General features: G+C 71.7%; 13 protein-coding genes. 6 read left to right on the plus strand and 7 right to left on the minus strand.

Features of this window, described 5'->3' with window-relative positions:
• Positions 1 to 65: 65 nt before the first annotated feature.
• Positions 66 to 1649: a DUF885 family protein gene (locus ACRWK8_RS05470; protein ID WP_431868711.1), complete on the minus strand. Its 1584-nt coding sequence runs from the start codon at positions 1647 to 1649 to the stop codon at positions 66 to 68.
• Positions 1650 to 1940: 291 nt separating this feature from the next.
• On the opposite strand from ACRWK8_RS05470, the gene ACRWK8_RS05475 reads away from it, so the two are divergent.
• A complete protein-coding gene (locus tag ACRWK8_RS05475; RefSeq protein WP_431868713.1) occupies positions 1941 to 2690 on the plus strand; it encodes a SanA/YdcF family protein in 750 nt (249 codons plus the stop codon).
• 55 nt (positions 2691 to 2745) lie between these two features.
• On the opposite strand, the gene ACRWK8_RS05480 is transcribed toward ACRWK8_RS05475, so the two are convergent.
• The 3 genes from ACRWK8_RS05480 to ACRWK8_RS05490 form a co-directional block, all read right to left on the minus strand.
• Entirely contained in the window at positions 2746 to 4176 is a 1431-nt protein-coding gene (locus tag ACRWK8_RS05480) for a hypothetical protein (RefSeq protein ID WP_431868715.1), read from the minus strand.
• Between the two features lie 78 nt (positions 4177 to 4254).
• Positions 4255 to 4875 (minus strand): SanA/YdcF family protein, encoded by a 621-nt coding sequence (locus tag ACRWK8_RS05485; RefSeq protein ID WP_378737459.1) that lies wholly within the window; start codon positions 4873 to 4875, stop codon positions 4255 to 4257.
• Between the two features lie 97 nt (positions 4876 to 4972).
• Positions 4973 to 5617, minus strand: a complete 645-nt coding sequence (locus tag ACRWK8_RS05490; protein WP_431868718.1) for a DUF1707 SHOCT-like domain-containing protein — start codon at positions 5615 to 5617, stop codon at positions 4973 to 4975.
• A 1117-nt stretch (positions 5618 to 6734) separates the two neighbouring features.
• Here ACRWK8_RS05490 and ACRWK8_RS05495 point away from each other — a divergent pair.
• Positions 6735 to 8543, plus strand: coding sequence for a UvrD-helicase domain-containing protein (locus ACRWK8_RS05495; RefSeq protein WP_431868720.1), 1809 nt, complete (start codon positions 6735 to 6737; stop codon positions 8541 to 8543).
• A gap of 74 nt (positions 8544 to 8617) precedes the next feature.
• Here the strand turns inward: ACRWK8_RS05495 and ACRWK8_RS05500 are convergent, their stop codons facing one another.
• Complete coding sequence (locus ACRWK8_RS05500) at positions 8618 to 10018, minus strand: DUF6114 domain-containing protein (protein ID WP_378737465.1); 1401 nt, start codon at positions 10016 to 10018, stop codon at positions 8618 to 8620.
• 4 nt (positions 10019 to 10022) lie between these two features.
• Positions 10023 to 10670, minus strand: coding sequence for a DUF6230 family protein (locus ACRWK8_RS05505; RefSeq protein ID WP_378737467.1), 648 nt, complete (start codon positions 10668 to 10670; stop codon positions 10023 to 10025).
• A 216-nt stretch (positions 10671 to 10886) separates the two neighbouring features.
• On the opposite strand from ACRWK8_RS05505, the gene ACRWK8_RS05510 reads away from it, so the two are divergent.
• Positions 10887 to 12734: a GMC oxidoreductase gene (locus tag ACRWK8_RS05510; RefSeq protein WP_431868723.1), complete on the plus strand. Its 1848-nt coding sequence runs from the start codon at positions 10887 to 10889 to the stop codon at positions 12732 to 12734.
• A gap of 167 nt (positions 12735 to 12901) precedes the next feature.
• Here the strand turns inward: ACRWK8_RS05510 and ACRWK8_RS05515 are convergent, their stop codons facing one another.
• The gene (locus ACRWK8_RS05515) at positions 12902 to 13684 is read right to left on the minus strand and encodes a MerR family transcriptional regulator (RefSeq protein WP_378737471.1); all 783 of its coding nucleotides are present in this window, start codon (positions 13682 to 13684) and stop codon (positions 12902 to 12904) included.
• Positions 13685 to 13859: 175 nt separating this feature from the next.
• Here ACRWK8_RS05515 and ACRWK8_RS05520 point away from each other — a divergent pair, with 175 nt between their 5' ends.
• The 3 genes from ACRWK8_RS05520 (at position 13860) to ACRWK8_RS05530 (ending at position 16729) form a co-directional block, all read left to right on the plus strand.
• Positions 13860 to 14774 (plus strand): AurF N-oxygenase family protein, encoded by a 915-nt coding sequence (locus tag ACRWK8_RS05520; protein WP_378737473.1) that lies wholly within the window; start codon positions 13860 to 13862, stop codon positions 14772 to 14774.
• Positions 14775 to 14948: 174 nt separating this feature from the next.
• Positions 14949 to 15803, plus strand: a complete 855-nt coding sequence (locus tag ACRWK8_RS05525; RefSeq protein ID WP_378737475.1) for an SDR family NAD(P)-dependent oxidoreductase — start codon at positions 14949 to 14951, stop codon at positions 15801 to 15803.
• Between the two features lie 11 nt (positions 15804 to 15814).
• Positions 15815 to 16729, plus strand: a complete 915-nt coding sequence (locus ACRWK8_RS05530; protein WP_378737477.1) for an AurF N-oxygenase family protein — start codon at positions 15815 to 15817, stop codon at positions 16727 to 16729.
• Positions 16730 to 16856 lie beyond the last annotated feature (127 nt).

The raw sequence follows: 16856 nt of genomic DNA on the forward strand, positions 1-16856 counted from the left end.
CGGGTGAGGGCCCGTGGTCACCGCGCCGGTGTCCACGGGCCCCGCCGGTCCGGGACCCCGGCAGGTCAGCCGTCCAGGGCCGCGCCGATCAGGCCCAGGGGCGGCGATCCCAGGTGGAGCAGCGCACGGTGGAAGCGCGGCAGTGAGAAGGCACTCCCCCACTGTTCCCTGGCGCGCTCGCGGAGCTCCAGGATCTCCAGCTTGCCCCAGGTGTAGCGACCGTACGTGGGGTCGAAGGTGGCGCGCCTGGCCTCGGAGAGCGCCGCCGGCCCCTGCAACGGGGTGTCCTCGGCGAAGCGCGCCGCCGCCTGCTCCACGGTCATCGTGCCGGTGTGCACGCCGATGGCCACGGACAGCCGGGTCACCCGGATGAGCGCCTCCAGCCACACGCCGATCTCGTAGTGGTCGGCGGTCCAGTCGGGATCGCCCAGGCGCTCGGCGGCGTAGGCGCCGAACCCCTCCTCCAGGCACATCTCCTCGGCGTAGTGGGCCCACCCCTCGGCGAAGGTCATGGAGTGCAGGGCCCGGCGCACCGCGCTCGGTGCCCGGCGCAGGGCGCGGCCGTGGGAGAAGTGGCCGGGGGCCACCTCGTGGACGCTCACCGCCGGGAGGGTGGTGTGGCTGAACTGCTCCAACCACTCGGCGGCCTCCCGGTCCGACAGCGCTGGGTCGGGCGGGGTGACGTAGTAGAAGGACGGGTTGTCCGCCTCCCAGGGGCCGGACCAGGCCATCATCGCGGTGGCCCAGCGCAGCGCGGGCGGCGGGACGTCCACCCGGCACTCCCCGTCGTTGAAGGGGGCCAGGCCGCGCTCCTCGGTGAAGTCGAGCGCGATCCGGGTCCACGTGCGTGCCGCGTCGAGGACGCCCTCGGAGTCGGGGTGCCGACGGGTGAGTTCCCGGCTGAACTCCATCGGGTCGCGACCGGGGGCCAGCCGCCCAGTGGCCGAGGCGAGCCCGGCGCGCAGGCGGTCGCGCTCGGCGTCGGCGCGTGCCGCCAGGGCGTCGAGGTCCACCTCCATGGCCTCTCCGGTGCCCATCAGGCGGCTCAGCGCCTCGGCACCCAGCGCGGCGCTCTCCGGGCCGTGTTCGGCGGCGTGCTCGACGTGGGCGAGCAGGCGCGCGTGCGCGGCCAGGGCGTCGCGGCGCACGGCGTCGGGGAGGTCGTCGGGGAGCCCTTCCCCGAGGCCGCGTACAGCGCCCAGAAGCGACCGGGCGACGGGTGCGCTGAGCCGGTCCAGCGCGGCGACCGCGTGGTCCGCGAGGGTCGGCCAGAGCCGCAGGTGCTCGATCCGTGCGGCGGCGCGCTCGGCCTCGGGGGCGTAGGCGCGTTCGTAGCTGGACACGTCCATCTCGCCCACGTGGTGGAGCGGGTTGGTCCGATGCGTCTCCAGCTCACCCAGCTCGTAGCGGAGCCCGTTCTCGAAGGCGGTCAGGTGGGCCTCGTCGTGAGGGTCGTCCAGGGGATCGCCGCCCAGGCCGGCCAGGGCGGCGCGCACCCCCTCCGGGGAGAGGTCGGCGGCCCTGCCGTCGTACTCGTGCATTCCCGCGCCCTCGCGCAGGGAGCCCGGCATGAGGTCGGCGATGGCCCTCAGCCTCGGGGGGAGTTCGTCGTGGGAGGACGGTGCGGGATCGTGGGGCTGTGCAGACATGAGCCGACCCTAGCCCGTGTTTTGTGGATCATTCCGCGCTCGCGTTGCCAGGCTGCCTCTCACTGCGCCGATGAAGCTCGGACAGCCAACCCCGGGCTGGCCTTCGCTCCTCGTCTTGCGAGAGATGGCCTGGCGGCCGCTCGCATCGATGGCGGCTCCGCCAGCCACCGGCGAAAGCATCCACAAAAACACGGCCTGGCCCGTGGGACCCGGGTCACACAGGTGGGTTTCCCGGGGTCGGACGCCCGACCGGCGCGGAACTCCGGTCGTTCCCCGTGCGTCTCCCCTGGTGTGACGACCTCAGCGACTCCGCTCCCCGGTGAGGAACCCGATCCCGGGTCCGACGCCACCGACGGCCCCGATGACGACGCGCCCCGGCGACGCTGGACACGGCGGCGTCTGGCCCTGCTGACCGTGGCCGTGGTGCTCCTGGGGTGCCTGCCGTTCGTGTGGGTGCTGACCTCCACCGGCGGCCAGCGGCACACCGTGGACTCCGTTCCCGACCGGCCGGTGGCCATCGTCCTGGGGGCCGGGGTCCGCCCCGACGGTCTGCCCAGCTACCTGCTGGCCCAGAGGCTGGACCTGGCGGTGGAGCTCTACGAGGCCGGAAGCGTCCAGGCGGTCCTGGTCACCGGTGACAACGGGGCCGAGCACTACAACGAGACCGACACGATGCGCGACTACGTGGTGGCGGCCGGGGTGCCGGAGGAGAGGGTGGTGGGAGACCACGCCGGATTCTCCACCTGGGACTCCTGTGCGCGGGCCAACGAGGTGTTCGGCGTGGCGGAGGCCACCGTCGTCACCCAGGAGTTCCACCTGCCGCGCGCGGTGCGTCTGTGTCGGGCGGCGGGGATCGACACGGTCGGGGTGGGCGGGGCGAGCATGGACCAGCGCGCCGTCGCCACGGTCTACGGCTGGGTCCGAGAGGTCCCGGCGGCGGTGGCGGCGCTGGGCACCGTGGTGTTCCGGCCCGATCCGCGCTTCCTGGGCGACTACGAGACCGGCGTGGACGACGCCCTCGCCGCCGCCCGCACCCCCTGACGCGAACCCGCTCCGGGCCTCGGCGCCCGGGAGCGGGTTCGGCGGCGGGGTCGGGTCAGCGGCCTCCTCCGAAGAGACGGCCGAACAGACCGGCGGGCGCCTCCTGGGGCTGCTGCGGCGCGGTCTCCTGCGGCTCCTCCGCCTCCGGCTCGGGCTCCACACCGACCAGGGCGCAGTACTCCTCGGCGTCGTCCGGCAGCGCCCAGGCCCGCAGGGTCTCCCTGAACTCCTCGTCCTCCCACGCGGAGGCAGGCAGTTCGGCGATGGCCCACAGGACCTTCAGCGTCTCCTCGTCGTAGTCGGCCTGGGCGTGCTCCTCGGCGGTGTGCCCCTTGGACCGGGGGCCCAGGACCATCTCCAGACCGGCGCCGGTGACCAGGGCGCGTGAGTCGTCCTCGCCCTTGATCAGCCCGGGCAGGATGTCCAGACGCAGGCGGCGGGCGCGGTCACCGGCGCGGCCCAGCGCCAGGAAGCCGAGGACCTGCGGGGAACGCTGTCCGCAGTGCGGCCAGGACTCGTTGAACAGACCCTCGTAGCCCACGGTGGTGCCGCCGCCGCGACCGATCCGGCGCAGCCCCTCGCGCGGGGTGTTCTCCCCGTGGATCAGCACCAGCGCCACCGAGGCGGCGAAGGAGTTGTAGAGGTTTCCCCCTGCCATCTGGTGGGTGAGGCCGATGGTGGTGTCGACGTCCCGGGGGTCCGCGACCTGGCCGAGGGCGAACAGCTCGGCGGGCAGCGGTTCGCCGCTGTCCAGGCCCTGGGTCATGATCTCGCGCATGGAGGTGGGGGCCTTGGGGGCGGAGCGCAGGTCCTTGGCGAGGAGCACCTGGGAGGCCCCGGTGATCTCGGAGGCGATCCGCTCGGCGTCGGCGGGCAGGAACCCGAGCAGGTAGCTGACCCATTCACCGGCGCGGTCGAGGCCGCCGCGGTTGGCGCCGCCCTGGAGGAGGGTGACCAGGTCGGGGACGCGGGCCAGGACCGCCTCGTAGGTGTCCAGCTCGGCCTGGAGCAGCTCGGCGCCGTCGTCGGCCTCCATCACGGCCAGGCGGTTGCGCATTCGGTGGAAGTGCTGTTCGTCGGGGGCCTCCTCCATCCAGGCGCGGTACTGCTCGCGGACCTTCTCCGCGTCGGTGGAGACGGCCCAGGCCACCTCGTCGCGCCACTGGTCGAGGTCGCGGTGCTGGGGGAAGCGGTCCTCGGCGTGGGCGCTGACCAGTTCGAGGAGAAGGCTCAGGGGGCGCCAGCGGTCGGTGGGCAGGGTCTCCTCGGCGATGGCGACGTCGACCAGGTGGTCCACGGCCCTGGGAGCGGCCCGGTGGCCGGGGGCGGGGAAGTGGATGAGCTCGTGGAGGTCGGACAGGGCGCTGTCGCTGGCCGCGACCTGTTCGAGCAGCTCGGGGACGCGCTCACCGCCCTCGGGGACCAGGGCCGCCCAGTCCGTGTCCGCCGCGTTGTCGTGTGGTTCGTTTCCCGTGGTCGCGTTCATGTGCCGATTATCCCGGCTCGGCGGCCGCGCGCGAATCGGCGCCGGGCGTCGGGCTTCTCACCGGCGACGGAACACGCCCTAGGACTCCGAGTCGGTGAGTTCCCCTCGGAGGGGCTCGGGGCGCAGGACTGCGTCCTTGAGGGCCTTGGCCGCGGCGCCGACCTCACGCGCGTAGCCGATGAGGGTGGAACGGCGGCGCGCCCCCAGGCTGGGGTCGCCCACGCCCACCGCGTCGATCCCCGCGGCGCGTGCCAGGGAGACGGTGCGCGGCAGGTGGAAGGACTGCGTGACCATGGTCGCGGCGTCCACTCCGTAGAGTCCGCGCACACGGACGCAGGTGTCCCAGGTGCGGTAGCCGAACGGGTCCGCCGTCACCAGGTCGGCGGGGACGCCGCGAGCCACCAGGTAGTCGGTCATCGTGTCGGTCTCCCGACGGGAGACCTCACGGTTGTCCCCGGAGACGATGACGCGGTCGACCCTGCCGGTCTCGACCAGCTGGACCGCGAGGTCGAGGCGGCGGGCGAGCAGCGGGGAGGGGCCGTCGTGCCAGGCGGCGGCGCCGAGCACCACGGCGACGGGCCGGTGGGGCACGGACGCGACGGTGCCGCGACGGCGCGCGCTGGCGAGGTAGGTCCAGGCGAAGGGGGCCAGCGCGAGGGCGCACACACCCGCGAGGGTCGTCGCGATCCAGATACCCACAGCCCGAGTCCTCCCACTCCCCGTGCGGCCCCTGCCGCGCGGCCACACCATCATGGCGCACGGCGGGGGCGGGCGAACCGGGCCTCGGGCCGCCGGATCACCCGAAGAGGTCGGACCAGCCGCCTGACCTCTTGTGACGCACCTTGAGGCTGCCACCCTGGTTCTTGCCGGTGATGACGAAGTGCGGGGCGTCGTGACGGGCGATGGAGTCCACGTCCGAACGCTGACTGCCGAACCAGGAGGTCTCGAGGTTGACCTCGGCGGTGGCTCCCTCGGGGATGATCAGGTCGCCCGAGCCCCAGGAGACGTCCAGCCAGACCTCCGTGACCGGGGCGGTCAGGCGGGCCTCGCGGAAGTCGAGTTTGACCTCCCCGAACCGCGCGTTCACCTCGACGCGCTGCGGGACGGTCCACTCCTTCTTGCGCACGACGGAGTCGCCCTGGCCGGTCAGGTACAGCGTCTGCCCTCCGGAGGGGACCGGGCTGGGGACCTGGGGTGTGAGCCCGCCGGGGCGGTGCGTTCCGGCGGGTGCGGAGCCGCCGAAGCCCCCCGCACCCGCGGGGAGGTCGGCCACGATGGGCTGGATGTCGGCGTAGGTCTTGGCGGCGTAGACGGCGCCGAGGCGTTCGTCCAGCTCGTCGAGGTCCAGTCGGCCCTCTCCCGCGGCCTCGCGCAGGATCTCCGCGACCTGGTCGCGTTCGGTGTCCGAGATACGCAGTTGGTTCTTGTCGTTGGGGGCCACGTGCTCGTCCCGCTCCTTCCGCCCGGTTTGTCGTGACCAACGTTAGAGCATGACCCCCGCTCCGCGCCGCCCCGTGGGACGGGCGTTCGGGCCCGCGACCACGGTGGTCACGCGCCGGGGCCGGATTGTCACACCCGCGCGGCAGAGTACGTGTCAGAGACCGACGGCCCGGGGTCGTGCCCGGTCCGTCCGAAGACGGGGAGGGGTTGCCGTGCGGTGCTGAGGGGAGGGTGGGGCCGCGACGGACCTCCGCGGCACGGGAGCCACGGCGGATGAGGAGACGGATCGGCATGGAAGGGGGAACACGACGCCACGGCGAAGGGAGCACGGGCGGCGACCGGGTTCGTCGCCACGTCGGGCGAACCCCTCGACGGAGCGGGGCTTTCGGCGGCCTCCGGGCTTTGGGGAGGGCGGGGACGGGGTACCGCTTCTCTAGGGTGGTCGGGTCCCCTCACACCGGAGCGGTCGACGGCCGCACTCGGTGCGCGTGCCGACGACCGTGTCCTCCGGGTGGTTGAGGACTCTGCCGGGGTAGGACGGACCCCGGCAGAGTCCTGAACCACGCGTCATGCGCCCCGGGTTCGTACACGATCTCGCACCGCACGGCCCTCCGCACAGAGCGTGTCCGAAACTGGCCAGAGTGTGAGCCCGGCCCGGGTGACCTCTCATGTTCAGGCTCCTCCCACGCTCCGCACCCACCTCGGATTTCGGTCACCCCTTTCCCACGGGCCTTCCCCCTCTCCCCCCCCGCACTCCCCAGCGAGAACAGTGAAGCGCGCACGTGGACCACGGGTTTCGGGCCACTACAGAACCCCATTTGTGGCTATCGCCCCCCGCCAGGAAACCGCAGGTCGGACGAGACCGGCTGGAGGACCCCGAGGAAGTTCCGGAACGCGGTCGAACTCCCTTACGTAAGGACCATCCTGACCTGCACCAACAGGGACGAGGCACCACTCCCGAAAGCCGCCCCGAATCCACCCGTTGGCGGCGTTTGCCCAAATTCCGCCGCGAGCATGTCTCAGGTGAGAGCGGAGCCCACCGACTCCCTCCCACGACACATCCGATCCGACCGTCCACCAGAGCCAGCACCAGGTCGAAGACCGGAGGAACACACCACGTGTCAGCCCTTGCGATCGCCCCGACTTTCCTCAGCGACTTCAGCCGCCTCACGCCGGAGGTCCAGCTCGACACCCTGGCCGTGATGCGGGCCTACCAGGCCGGTGACCACCCGGGAGCGGAGTCCGTCGAGGGCGCCGCCGACCCCCGGGTCCGGGTCGTCAGCATCGCCCCCGACTGGTCCGGCGTCATCGTCCCCGACCCCGACGCCGAACCGGCCGCCGACTCCGACGACACGCACTACCGGCTGCTCACCGTGCGCCCGCGCGACGAGGCGCTCCGCTACGCACGGAGCCTGCGCCCGCGCACCTCCGCCACCCTCACCGACGCCGGGTCCGAGAGCGTCGACCCCACCCCCGTCGGTCCGCCCGAGCTCTCCGGCGCGCTCAGCGCGCCCTTCTCCCAGTGGCGGATCACCCTGCACCCGGACCAGCACCGGGTCGTCAGCACGTCCTTCAGGGGATCGGCGCAGGTCACCGGTGGCCCCGGGACCGGCAAGACCGTGATGGCCCTGTACCGCGCCGCCCACCTGGCCGAGCTGGACGCCGCCGAGGACCCGGGCGGGCACCGCGAGTCCATCCTCCTGACCTCCTACAACCGCGCCCTGGCCCAGTCCCTGTCCGAGCGCCTCGACCAGCTGCTCCCCGACCCGGACACCCGCTCCCGGGTCCGGGTGGCCACCGTCGACGGCATCGCCCGGTCGGTCGTGCAGTCCCACACCAGCGTCGCCCCGCGCATGGTGAGCAGGGACGAGCTGGCCCAGCGCTGGCGCGCGGTCGCGCTCGCGGACGGCCTGCCCTTCTCCGGCCGCTTCCTCGTGGACGAGTGGGAACAGGTGATCCTGGCCAAGGGCCTGGAGCTGCTGCCCGACTACATCCGCTGCGAGCGCAGCGGCCGCGTCCAGCACCTGGCACCCGAGCACCGGCGACAGGTGTGGGAGACGGTCCGGCGCTACGTGGGCGCGATGCGGGTGGAGGGGCTGTGGTCCCACCCGCAGCTGGCTGGTGAGGCCGCGCGACTGCTGGGCCGCACCGGCCCGCCGTTCCGGCACGTGGTGGTCGACGAGGCCCAGGACCTGCACCCGGCGCAGTGGCGGATGCTGCGCGCCGCCGTCGCGGAGGGCCCCGACGACCTGTTCGTCGTGGGCGACCCGAACCAGCGGGTGTCCGACAACCGGGTGTCGCTGGCCTCACTGGGCATCAACGTGCGCGGCCGGGGCCACCGGCTGCGGGTCAGCTACCGGGTGACCCAGGAGATCCTGGACTGGAGCATGCCGATCCTGGGGCGCGGGTCGGCCCTCGGGATGGACGACGACGCCGACACCCTGGCCGGCTACCGTTCGCTGCTGCGCGGCCCCGCCCCGGTGGTACGTGGCTGCGACAGCCGCGCCGAGGAGTTCCACGCTCTGGGCGAGTGGGTCCGGGTGTGGCTGGAGGCCGGGGTGAATCCGGCCGAGATCGCGGTGGCCGGGCGCAACCACTGGGTGGTGCGCGGCGTGGCCAAGGAACTGGAGGCCCGGGGTGTGCGGACCACCCCCCTGGAGGGCGCCACGGACCCCGACGCGGTCCGGGTCGGCACCATGCACAGCATGAAGGGCCAGGAGTTCCGCTGCGTGGCGCTGGTCGGTGTGAGTGACCACCTGCTGCCGCCCAAGGCCGCGCTGGAGGCGGCCGACGGGGACCAGGTGGCCCTGGAGCACGCGCGTCAGCAGGAGCGGACGCTGCTGTTCGTGGCCTGCACCCGTGCCCGCGACGCCCTGTACGTGTCGCACGTGGGACAGCCCAGCCGTCTGATCGCGGAGAGCCGGTGATCCGGGCCCGCTGACGCGGGCGACTGCGAGGCGGCTGACCGGGCGGGCACCCCGAGTGGGTGCCCGCCCACGGCCTAGCCGCCGTACCGGCCGTTGAGGTCCGGGATGGTCATCGAGTCCGTGTACGCCATCGGGCTGTCGACGTCCACGTCGGTGAGGTACATGATCGGGAGCAGGAGCGGCGGCGGGAAGTCCGGTGTGAAGGTCAGCGGAATCCCGAGCAGCCGGACGTGCATGCGGGTCACGTGCATCTCCACGTCACCGGTCATGTTCATGGTGGGCAGTCCGAGGCTCCGCCGGGTGCCGAGGTCGTCGAACCACAGTTCGCCGCCCCGGACGTCGCCGCTGCTCATGGTGAGGCGGATGTAGCGCTGGGGGCCGTCCTCGGTGGGGCACTCCACGACGCCCCGGTAGCGGGCGCCGTACATGGCGAGGCTGTCGGCGGTGAGGCCGGACTCGCGGACCGAGCCCCGGAAGCAGTCGTAGTCGGAGTCGACCACGACCTCCGGGTACTGTCCCTCGTCCTGGGCGGCCTGGCAGGCCAGGACCGCCGCGAGGAGTTCCTCCTCGTCCTCGACCAGGGCGTCCTCGCCGACACGAGGGTCGCAGTCCTCGGCGTCGCCCTCGTCCGGCTCGGTCTCCTCTTCTTCCTCTTCCTCCTCCGGTTCCTCCTCTTCCTCCGGGTCCTCGTCGACCGGGTCCTCCGTGGGGTCGTCTCCGGGGTCGGTGCCGCCGGGCCGTTCGGTGGGCTCGTCCGAGGGCTCCTCGGAGGGCTGTTCCTCGTTCTGTTCCCTGTCGTCGCCGGGGATCAGCCAGTCCCAGGGCCAGCCCAGGGTGGGAGCGGGCGCCGAGGCGAGGGCGACCGCGGCCGCGAGCGGCAGGGCGAGGGCCGCCAGGTGGCGGGGCGGGTCGCGCGGCACGGGCGGCTCGACGGCCACGGTCGGGGCGTCCTCCCGGCCGGACGTCTCGGACGGGCTCCCGGTCTCCTCCGGCTCGGCGTCCCCCTGGACGGGCCCGGGCTCCTCGTCGTCACCCGCGTCGGACTCCCCACCGGGCGTCCGGGCACCGCGAGCACGACGGGGCCGACGCCGTACCCGAGGTGACCACGCGAACACGAGGGATCCGCCGACGATGCCGAGCAGCATGCCGATGACGAACCCGCCGAAGTTGGAGGTCGGGAAGGACACGAGCGCGAGCATGAGCCCGACCAGGCCGAAGAACACGTGCTGCGCGGGCTGGAGCCAGCTCAGCACGCCGAGGGAGATCATCAGGAGCGCGATGAGGGGCCCGTAGACCCCCGCGATGCCCGCGTAGATGACCAGGTCGATCGGCAGGATGAGGCTCTGCGCGGCGGGTGCGACCAGCAGCTCGATCCCGGCCGCGACGAGGAGGAGTCCGCCCCAGAACGGCCGGTTCCGTCGCCAGTCACGGAACCACGTCCACCCCGAGCGGATCGGTGTCAGTGCGTGCGCCATGGGCTCAGAAGCACTCGTGGTTGCCCGGCTTGATCGCCAGGTTGAGCCCGCTCAGGCGCAGCGAGCCCGAGGTCACCGCCCAGGTGGTCATCTCCATTTCGGAGACGGTGATCGTGTCGGCCTGGAGACCGAAACCACCGGCGGGGCCCTGGCCGCCCTCGGCCTTGTCCAGGGTGCTGGCGTCACGGCCGATCTCGATGGCGCCGAACTCGGCGTTGCCCTGGAGCTGCTCGATGTCGATGACGAGGTTGGTGCCCTCGACAGGGCTGCTGGCCCCGGCGTTGATGACGAGGGTGGCCTCACCGATGGGGAGGTCCCACAGGGAGGACATGCACAGGTTCTCCAGCTCGGCGTTGTTCACGGTGGACAGGCCGACCGCGCGGGCGGAGCCGTCGACCGAGTTGGCGACGTCGCCGTACTGGCTGAATCCCGTTCCGGAGAGCGAGTCCGCGGACATCTTGAAGCTGTCCCCGGAGACCGCGAAGGACGCGGCGAGCAGACCCTGCGTGGTCATGGCGCCGAGCACTCCGGCCGCCAGGAACCCGGGCACCGCCACGAGTGCGAACCTGCGCCAGCGCGTTCCGCCACCGCCTTCGTGCTGCTCAGGCGCGTCCTGCGGCGCCTCGGGCACCTCTTCGGGGGCCTTGGGCATGTGAACCTCCAGTGGTCCGCCGCTGGGGGGAGCGGCGAGGGGGAGCGAAACTTGCGCCGAAGCACGCCTCGTGTGTTATATGGAACACACCTTACTCGGCGGTAGTGACGAACATTACAATATCGAATGTCACATTTCTAGATGGCGCATTCATCGTTGCGGACTCGTTTCCGGCGCACGACGAGCACCGCATCCGACCTGGAGAGAGACCACACCATGTCCCCTCAGCGCACGGAAGACCCCGCCGAAGGTCCGAACCCCACGAACGACCCCTTCGACTACGACGTGGTAGTGATCGGCTCCGGCTTCGGCGGTTCGGTCAGCGCCCTACGCCTCACGGAGAAGGGTTACCGCGTCGGCGTCCTGGAAGCGGGGCGGCGTTTCACACCCGAGACCCTGCCGTCATCATCCTGGGACGTGCGGAACTTCCTCTGGGCCCCGGGTGCCGGGCTGTACGGCATCCAGCGCATCCACCTCCTGCGGGACGTGATGATCCTGGCCGGAGCCGGCGTCGGCGGCGGTTCGCTCAACTACGCGAACACGCTCTACCACCCCATGGACGCCTTCTTCGAGGACCCGCAGTGGAGCCACATCACCGACTGGAAGTCGGAACTGGCGCCCTTCTACGACCAGGCCCGCCGCATGCTCGGTGTCCGTACCAACCCCACCGTCACCCCCTCGGACGTCCATCTCAGGGCCGTGGCCGACGAGATGGGGGTCGGTGACACCTTCCGTCTCACCCCGGTCGGGGTGTGCTTCGGCGACGGTCAGGACGGCGACGGTTCCAAGGCGGCCCCGGGGGCGTCGGTCGGGGATCCCTACTTCGGCGGCGCGGGCCCGGAGCGCCGGGCCTGCACGGAGTGCGGCGAGTGCATGACGGGCTGCCGCCACGGCGCCAAGAACACCCTCACCGAGAACTACCTCCACTTCGCCGAGCGCGGAGGCGCCGACGTGCACCCGCTGACCACGGTCGAGCGGCTGCGGGAACGCCCCGAGTCCCAGGGCGGCGGCTTCGCGGTGGACACCCTGCGCACCGACGCCCCCCGCCGCCGCTCCAACGCCCGCACGTTCACCGCCCGGCAGGTCGTGGTCGCCGCCGGGACCTACAACACCCAGACCCTGCTGCACCGGATGCGCTCCGACGGGCTGCTGCCCCGCCTGTCCGAGAAGCTGGGGACCCTGACCCGGACCAACTCCGAGGCGCTGGTGGGCGCCATGAGCAAGCAGGTCCCGCCGCCGGAGAACCTGACCCACGGTGTGGCGATCACGTCGTCCATCCACCCGGACGAGAACACCCACATCGAACCCGTCCGCTACGGCAAGGGCTCCAACGCGATGGGCCTGCTCACCGCGATCCAGGTCCCGGGCGGCGGCTCGATCCCGCGTTGGCTGCGCTTCCTGGGACTGGCCGCACGCCACCCGACCGTGTTCCTGCGCAGCTTCTCCAACCGGCGCTGGTCCGAGCGGATCATCATCGGGCTGGTCATGCAGTCCCTGGACAACTCGCTGACCACCTCGGTGAAGCGGGGACTGCTGGGCGGCAGGAAGAAGCTCACCTCCCGACAGGGGCACGGTGAACCCAACCCCACCTGGATCCCCGCGGGCCAGGAGGTGGCCACGCGGCTGGCCAAGCGCATCGACGGCTACGCGGGCGGCACGGTCGGTGACATCTTCAACATCCCGATGACCGCCCACTTCCTGGGCGGATGCCCGATCGGTGACAGTGCCGAGACCGGCGTGATCGACCCCTACCACCGTCTGTACGGCTACCCCGGCCTGCACGTGGTGGACGGCTCGGCGGTCTCCGCGAACCTGGGCGTCAACCCGTCCCTGACCATCACCGCGCAGGCCGAACGGGCGATGTCCCTGTGGCCGAACAAGGGCGGGGAGGACACCCGCCCGGCACCGGGTGAGGCCTACCGGAGCGTCCGGCCGGTCTTCCCCGAGTCCCCGGCGGTGCCGCGCGGCGCCTTCGCGGAGCTGCGCTTCACGACGTCGCTGCCGCTGACCGTGGTCGACGGCACGACCGCTCCCGCGCCCGAGGGGGCGAGGGTCGACGACTGACCGGCCGCGGCGACGGACGGGCCCGGACACCCGCGCTGGGGTCCGGGCCCGTGGTCCGTGTCGAGGGGTGGGGGTTCGGGGTTCGGGTGGGGGTCCCGGGGGTGGGGGATGGGGTCGGGTCCGGGGGCCGGAGAGCGGGTCCGGCGAGTGCGACGGTCCGGTTCGTCTCAGGGTCCGTGGGGACCGTCCGTGTCCTGGGTCGCCTGGTCCTCGTTCCTCAGGTGCTCCATGGCGTCCGCGAAGTGGTCGCCCATGACGTTGGTGAGGTGGTGGGCCATCTCCTGGGCCAGGACAGCGTCCACCGCCTGCTGCGCGAGGGGGCGCACCCGACGGATGAGCTCCGCGATCTGCGCGACCTCCTCGCTCTGGATCACGGTGCCGGGGGCGTGCTCCGCGATGATGTGGTCGGAGACCTGGCGGACCATGTGCTCGGCGACGTCACCGATCCTGTCCCGCAGGTTCTCCGCGATGTCCAGTACGGCGCCCACGCTCATCCCCAGCTTGACCAGCTCGACCCCGGCGTGCAGCAGGCGCGGGCTGGGGACCCGGAAGCGCAGCCCGTCGCGCTCCAGGACACCGAGGTCCAGGGCGCGCTTTATGGTCTTGGGGGTCACCCCCTTGCCGAACAGGTCCTTGAGGTCGCCCATGCCGAGGTAGTCGGCGATCTCGTCGCTCCAGGCGTCCCCGACCGCGGACTCGAAGCCGAGGATCTCGGACAGGTCGCCGCCGCGCTCCCACACCTGGAACATCTCACCGATGTTCGCGAAGGTGTAGCCGCGCCGGAGGAGCTGGCCGATCAGCCGCAGACGCGCCAGATGCGCTTCGGAGTAGATGCCCACCCGGCCCTGGCGCCGGGGCGGGGCGAGGAGTCCTCGGTCCTGGTACACCCGGACGTTGCGCACCGTGGTTTCGGCGAGCCGGGCGAGTTCGTCAATACGGTATTCCGCCATGGAACCCAGCCTAGAGACCCCGTCGTGCCGTACTCATCAGTAAATCCGCTCCCCTGACGCCGTTGAACGATGACAACGGAGATTGTAACGTTCTAGGTGATCGGAGTGAACGGGGTCACACCACTCGAACCTCCCGTTCGGCGCGCCTCCGGCACGGAACCCCCTGGAGGTCCACATGTCCGTGGGAAACGCGCCGACACCGAAGCTCACCGACCGCGAGGACATCGCGAAGCGCCTCTTGCGGGGCTCCGCCAAGGCCTCCTTCGACCCCCTGGTCGAGATCGACTGGGAGGCCCCCCTGGAGGACCTGTGGGGGATGCGCCCCGAGCGGGTCTCCCTCTACGGCACCCACCTGTGGGAGCGCCTCAGCGAGGACGAGCGCCGCGAGCTGTCCCGACTGGAGATGGCCAGCACCATGGCCACGGGCATCTGGTTCGAGACGATCCTCATGCAGATGCTGGTCCGGCACGTCTACCACAACGACCCCACCACGCTCCACGTCCAGTACGCCTACACCGAGATCGCCGACGAGTGCCGCCACACGGTCATGTTCGCGAGGGCCATCGAGAAGCTGGGCTCCACCGCCCACCGCCTGGACCCGGTGGCGCACGTGCTGGGCAACCTCTTCAAGGCGATCGCGCACGGGCCGCTGATCTTCGCGGGAGCGCTCTTCGTCGAGGAGATCCTCGACCAGCTCCAGCGGGAGATGATCAGCGACGAGAGCATCGAACCGGTCGTGCGGGCCACCTCTCGCATCCACGTCATCGAGGAGGCGCGCCACATCCGCTACGCCCGCGAGGAGTTCCACCGCGACTGGGTGCGGCGCGGCCCCCTGGACCGGGCCTACTCGCGGCTCGTGCTGGGCCTGGTCACCTACTACGCGACGACCCGGCTGATCCACGCGAAGGTCTACGAGCGGATCGGCCTCGACCCCCGCGAGGCCCAGCGGGCGGCCCGTCGTAACACGCACTTCATCGACAGCAAGACCGAACTGTCCCGCAAGGTGGTCAGGACGCTGGACACCGCCGGGGCCATCTCCGGCCTGGGCCGGTACTTCTGGCGGAGGGCGGGGCTGCTCGGGCGGGGGTAGGACCCGCCCCCACACCGACGGGGCCGCGCCCGTGCGCGGCCCCGTCCGTGCGCCCACACCTCCGTAACAGCCCTGGCACACGAACCTTACTCGCGAGTAAATTTCCGGGTTCTACCCATTGCATTGTGACAATGCTCGTTGTAACGTTCCCGCAATGACTGTGGAGGAGATCACATGACGGCCCCCCTGCCTCGCCACCTGAGCCGCCTGCCCGGCCAGAACGCCATCGTGACCGGCGCCTCCGGTGCGTTCGGCGGTGCCACGGTGGCGGTCCTGCGTCACCTCGGCGTCAACGTCGTCGGGATCGACCGCAAACCCGCCCCCGGCGTCATCGCCTGCGACGTCACCGACGACGAGCAGGTGCGCACGGGAGTCGCCCAGGCGATCGACCAGCTCGGCGGACGCCTGGACCTGCTCATCCACTACGCCGGGGTCGGGCCCTCCGTGGACATCGGTCACCTGCCCGACTCCCACGCCCACCAGGCGCTGGAGGTCAACCTCCTCGGCACCTGGCGCGTCACCGCCGCCGCGATGCCCGCGCTGCTCCGGAGCCGCGGCCGCGTGATCGTCACCGCCTCGCTCCTGGCCAACCTCCAGCTCCCGCTCGCCGGGGCCTACACGGTCTCGAAGCGCGCGGTGACCGCCTACGCGGACAGCCTGCGCGCCGAGTACGGCACGCATGTCGGTGTGACCACCGTCTACCCCGGCTACGTGGACACCCCCATCCACGAGAGCTCCCGTGCCACCGGCGCCTCGCTCGACGGCCTGGTGCCCGCCGAGAGCGAGCGCGACACCGTGATGACGGTCGTCCGCGCCGCCGGTGCCCGGCGCGCCCCCCGCGACGTCGCCTGCACGGCGTTCGGAACGGCCGCCCTGCACCTGACCAAGCACTTCCCCGGAACCACCGAACAGATCGTGTCGCTCCAGCTCGGCCTGCTCCTCACCGACGGAGCCTTCGCGGACGCCGAGATCGCCCGGGGGCTCCACGCGCGCCACGGTTCCCCGCACGCCCAGACCAGCGCCTCCTGAGGAGGAACGAGATGACCGCCGACGTCGTCGCCAAGCCGAAGCTCACCGACCGCGAGGACATCGCCAAGCGCCTCCTGCGCGGCTCCGCGAAGGCCTCCTTCGACCCCCTGGTCGAGATCGACTGGGACGCCCCCGTCGATCCCGACATGTGGGCGATCCGCCCCGAGCGGATCTCCCTCTACGGCACCCACCTGTGGGACCAGCTCAGCGACGAGAAGCGCAAGGAGCTGTCCCGGCTGGAGGTCGCCAGTGTCGCCACCATCGGCATCTGGTTCGAGACGATCCTCATGCAGATGCTGGTCCGGCACGCCTACCACAACGACCCGACGACCCTCCATGTCCAGTACGCCTACACCGAGATCGCCGACGAGTGCCGCCACACGGTCATGTTCGCGAAGATGGTGCGGAAACTGGGCTGGGAGGCGCACCGGCTGGACCCGGTCACCTTCCACCTCGGCCGCGTGTTCAAGGCGATCGCGCACGGTCCGCTGATCTTCGCGGGCGCGCTCTTCGTCGAGGAGGTCCTGGACCAGCTCCAGCGCGAGGCCGTCCCGGACGAGCAGATCCTCCCGCTGGTGCGCGCCGTGGCCCGCATCCACGTGACCGAGGAGGCGCGCCACATGCGCTACGCCCGCGAGGAGTTCCAACGGGACTGGCCCGAGCGCGGCGCCCTCAACAAGGCCTACAGCCGGATCGTGCTGGGCCTGGTCACCTACTACTCCGCGACCCGGCTCATCAACCCGAAGGTCTACGCACAGGTCGGGCTGGACCCGAAGGAGGCCCAGCGGGTCGCCAGGGCCAACCCGCACTGGGTGGAGACCAAGACCTGGGCCGCCCGCAAGGTCGTCAACACGCTGGACACCGCGGGTGCGATCACGGGCCTGGGCCGGTACTTCTGGAAGAAGGCCGGACTGCTCGGCCGCTAGGCCACCGATAGGAACACCTCTCCCCGGAACCCCGCCGTCGGAAGGCGCAACGCGCCACGTCTTCCGACGGCGGCCCAGACGTCGGGGGCCGAGAGCGAACGCGCCACGCGCTCGGCCCCCGACACCC

Source organism: Nocardiopsis eucommiae (assembly GCF_965344335.1).
GTDB lineage: Bacteria > Actinomycetota > Actinomycetes > Streptosporangiales > Streptosporangiaceae > Nocardiopsis > Nocardiopsis eucommiae.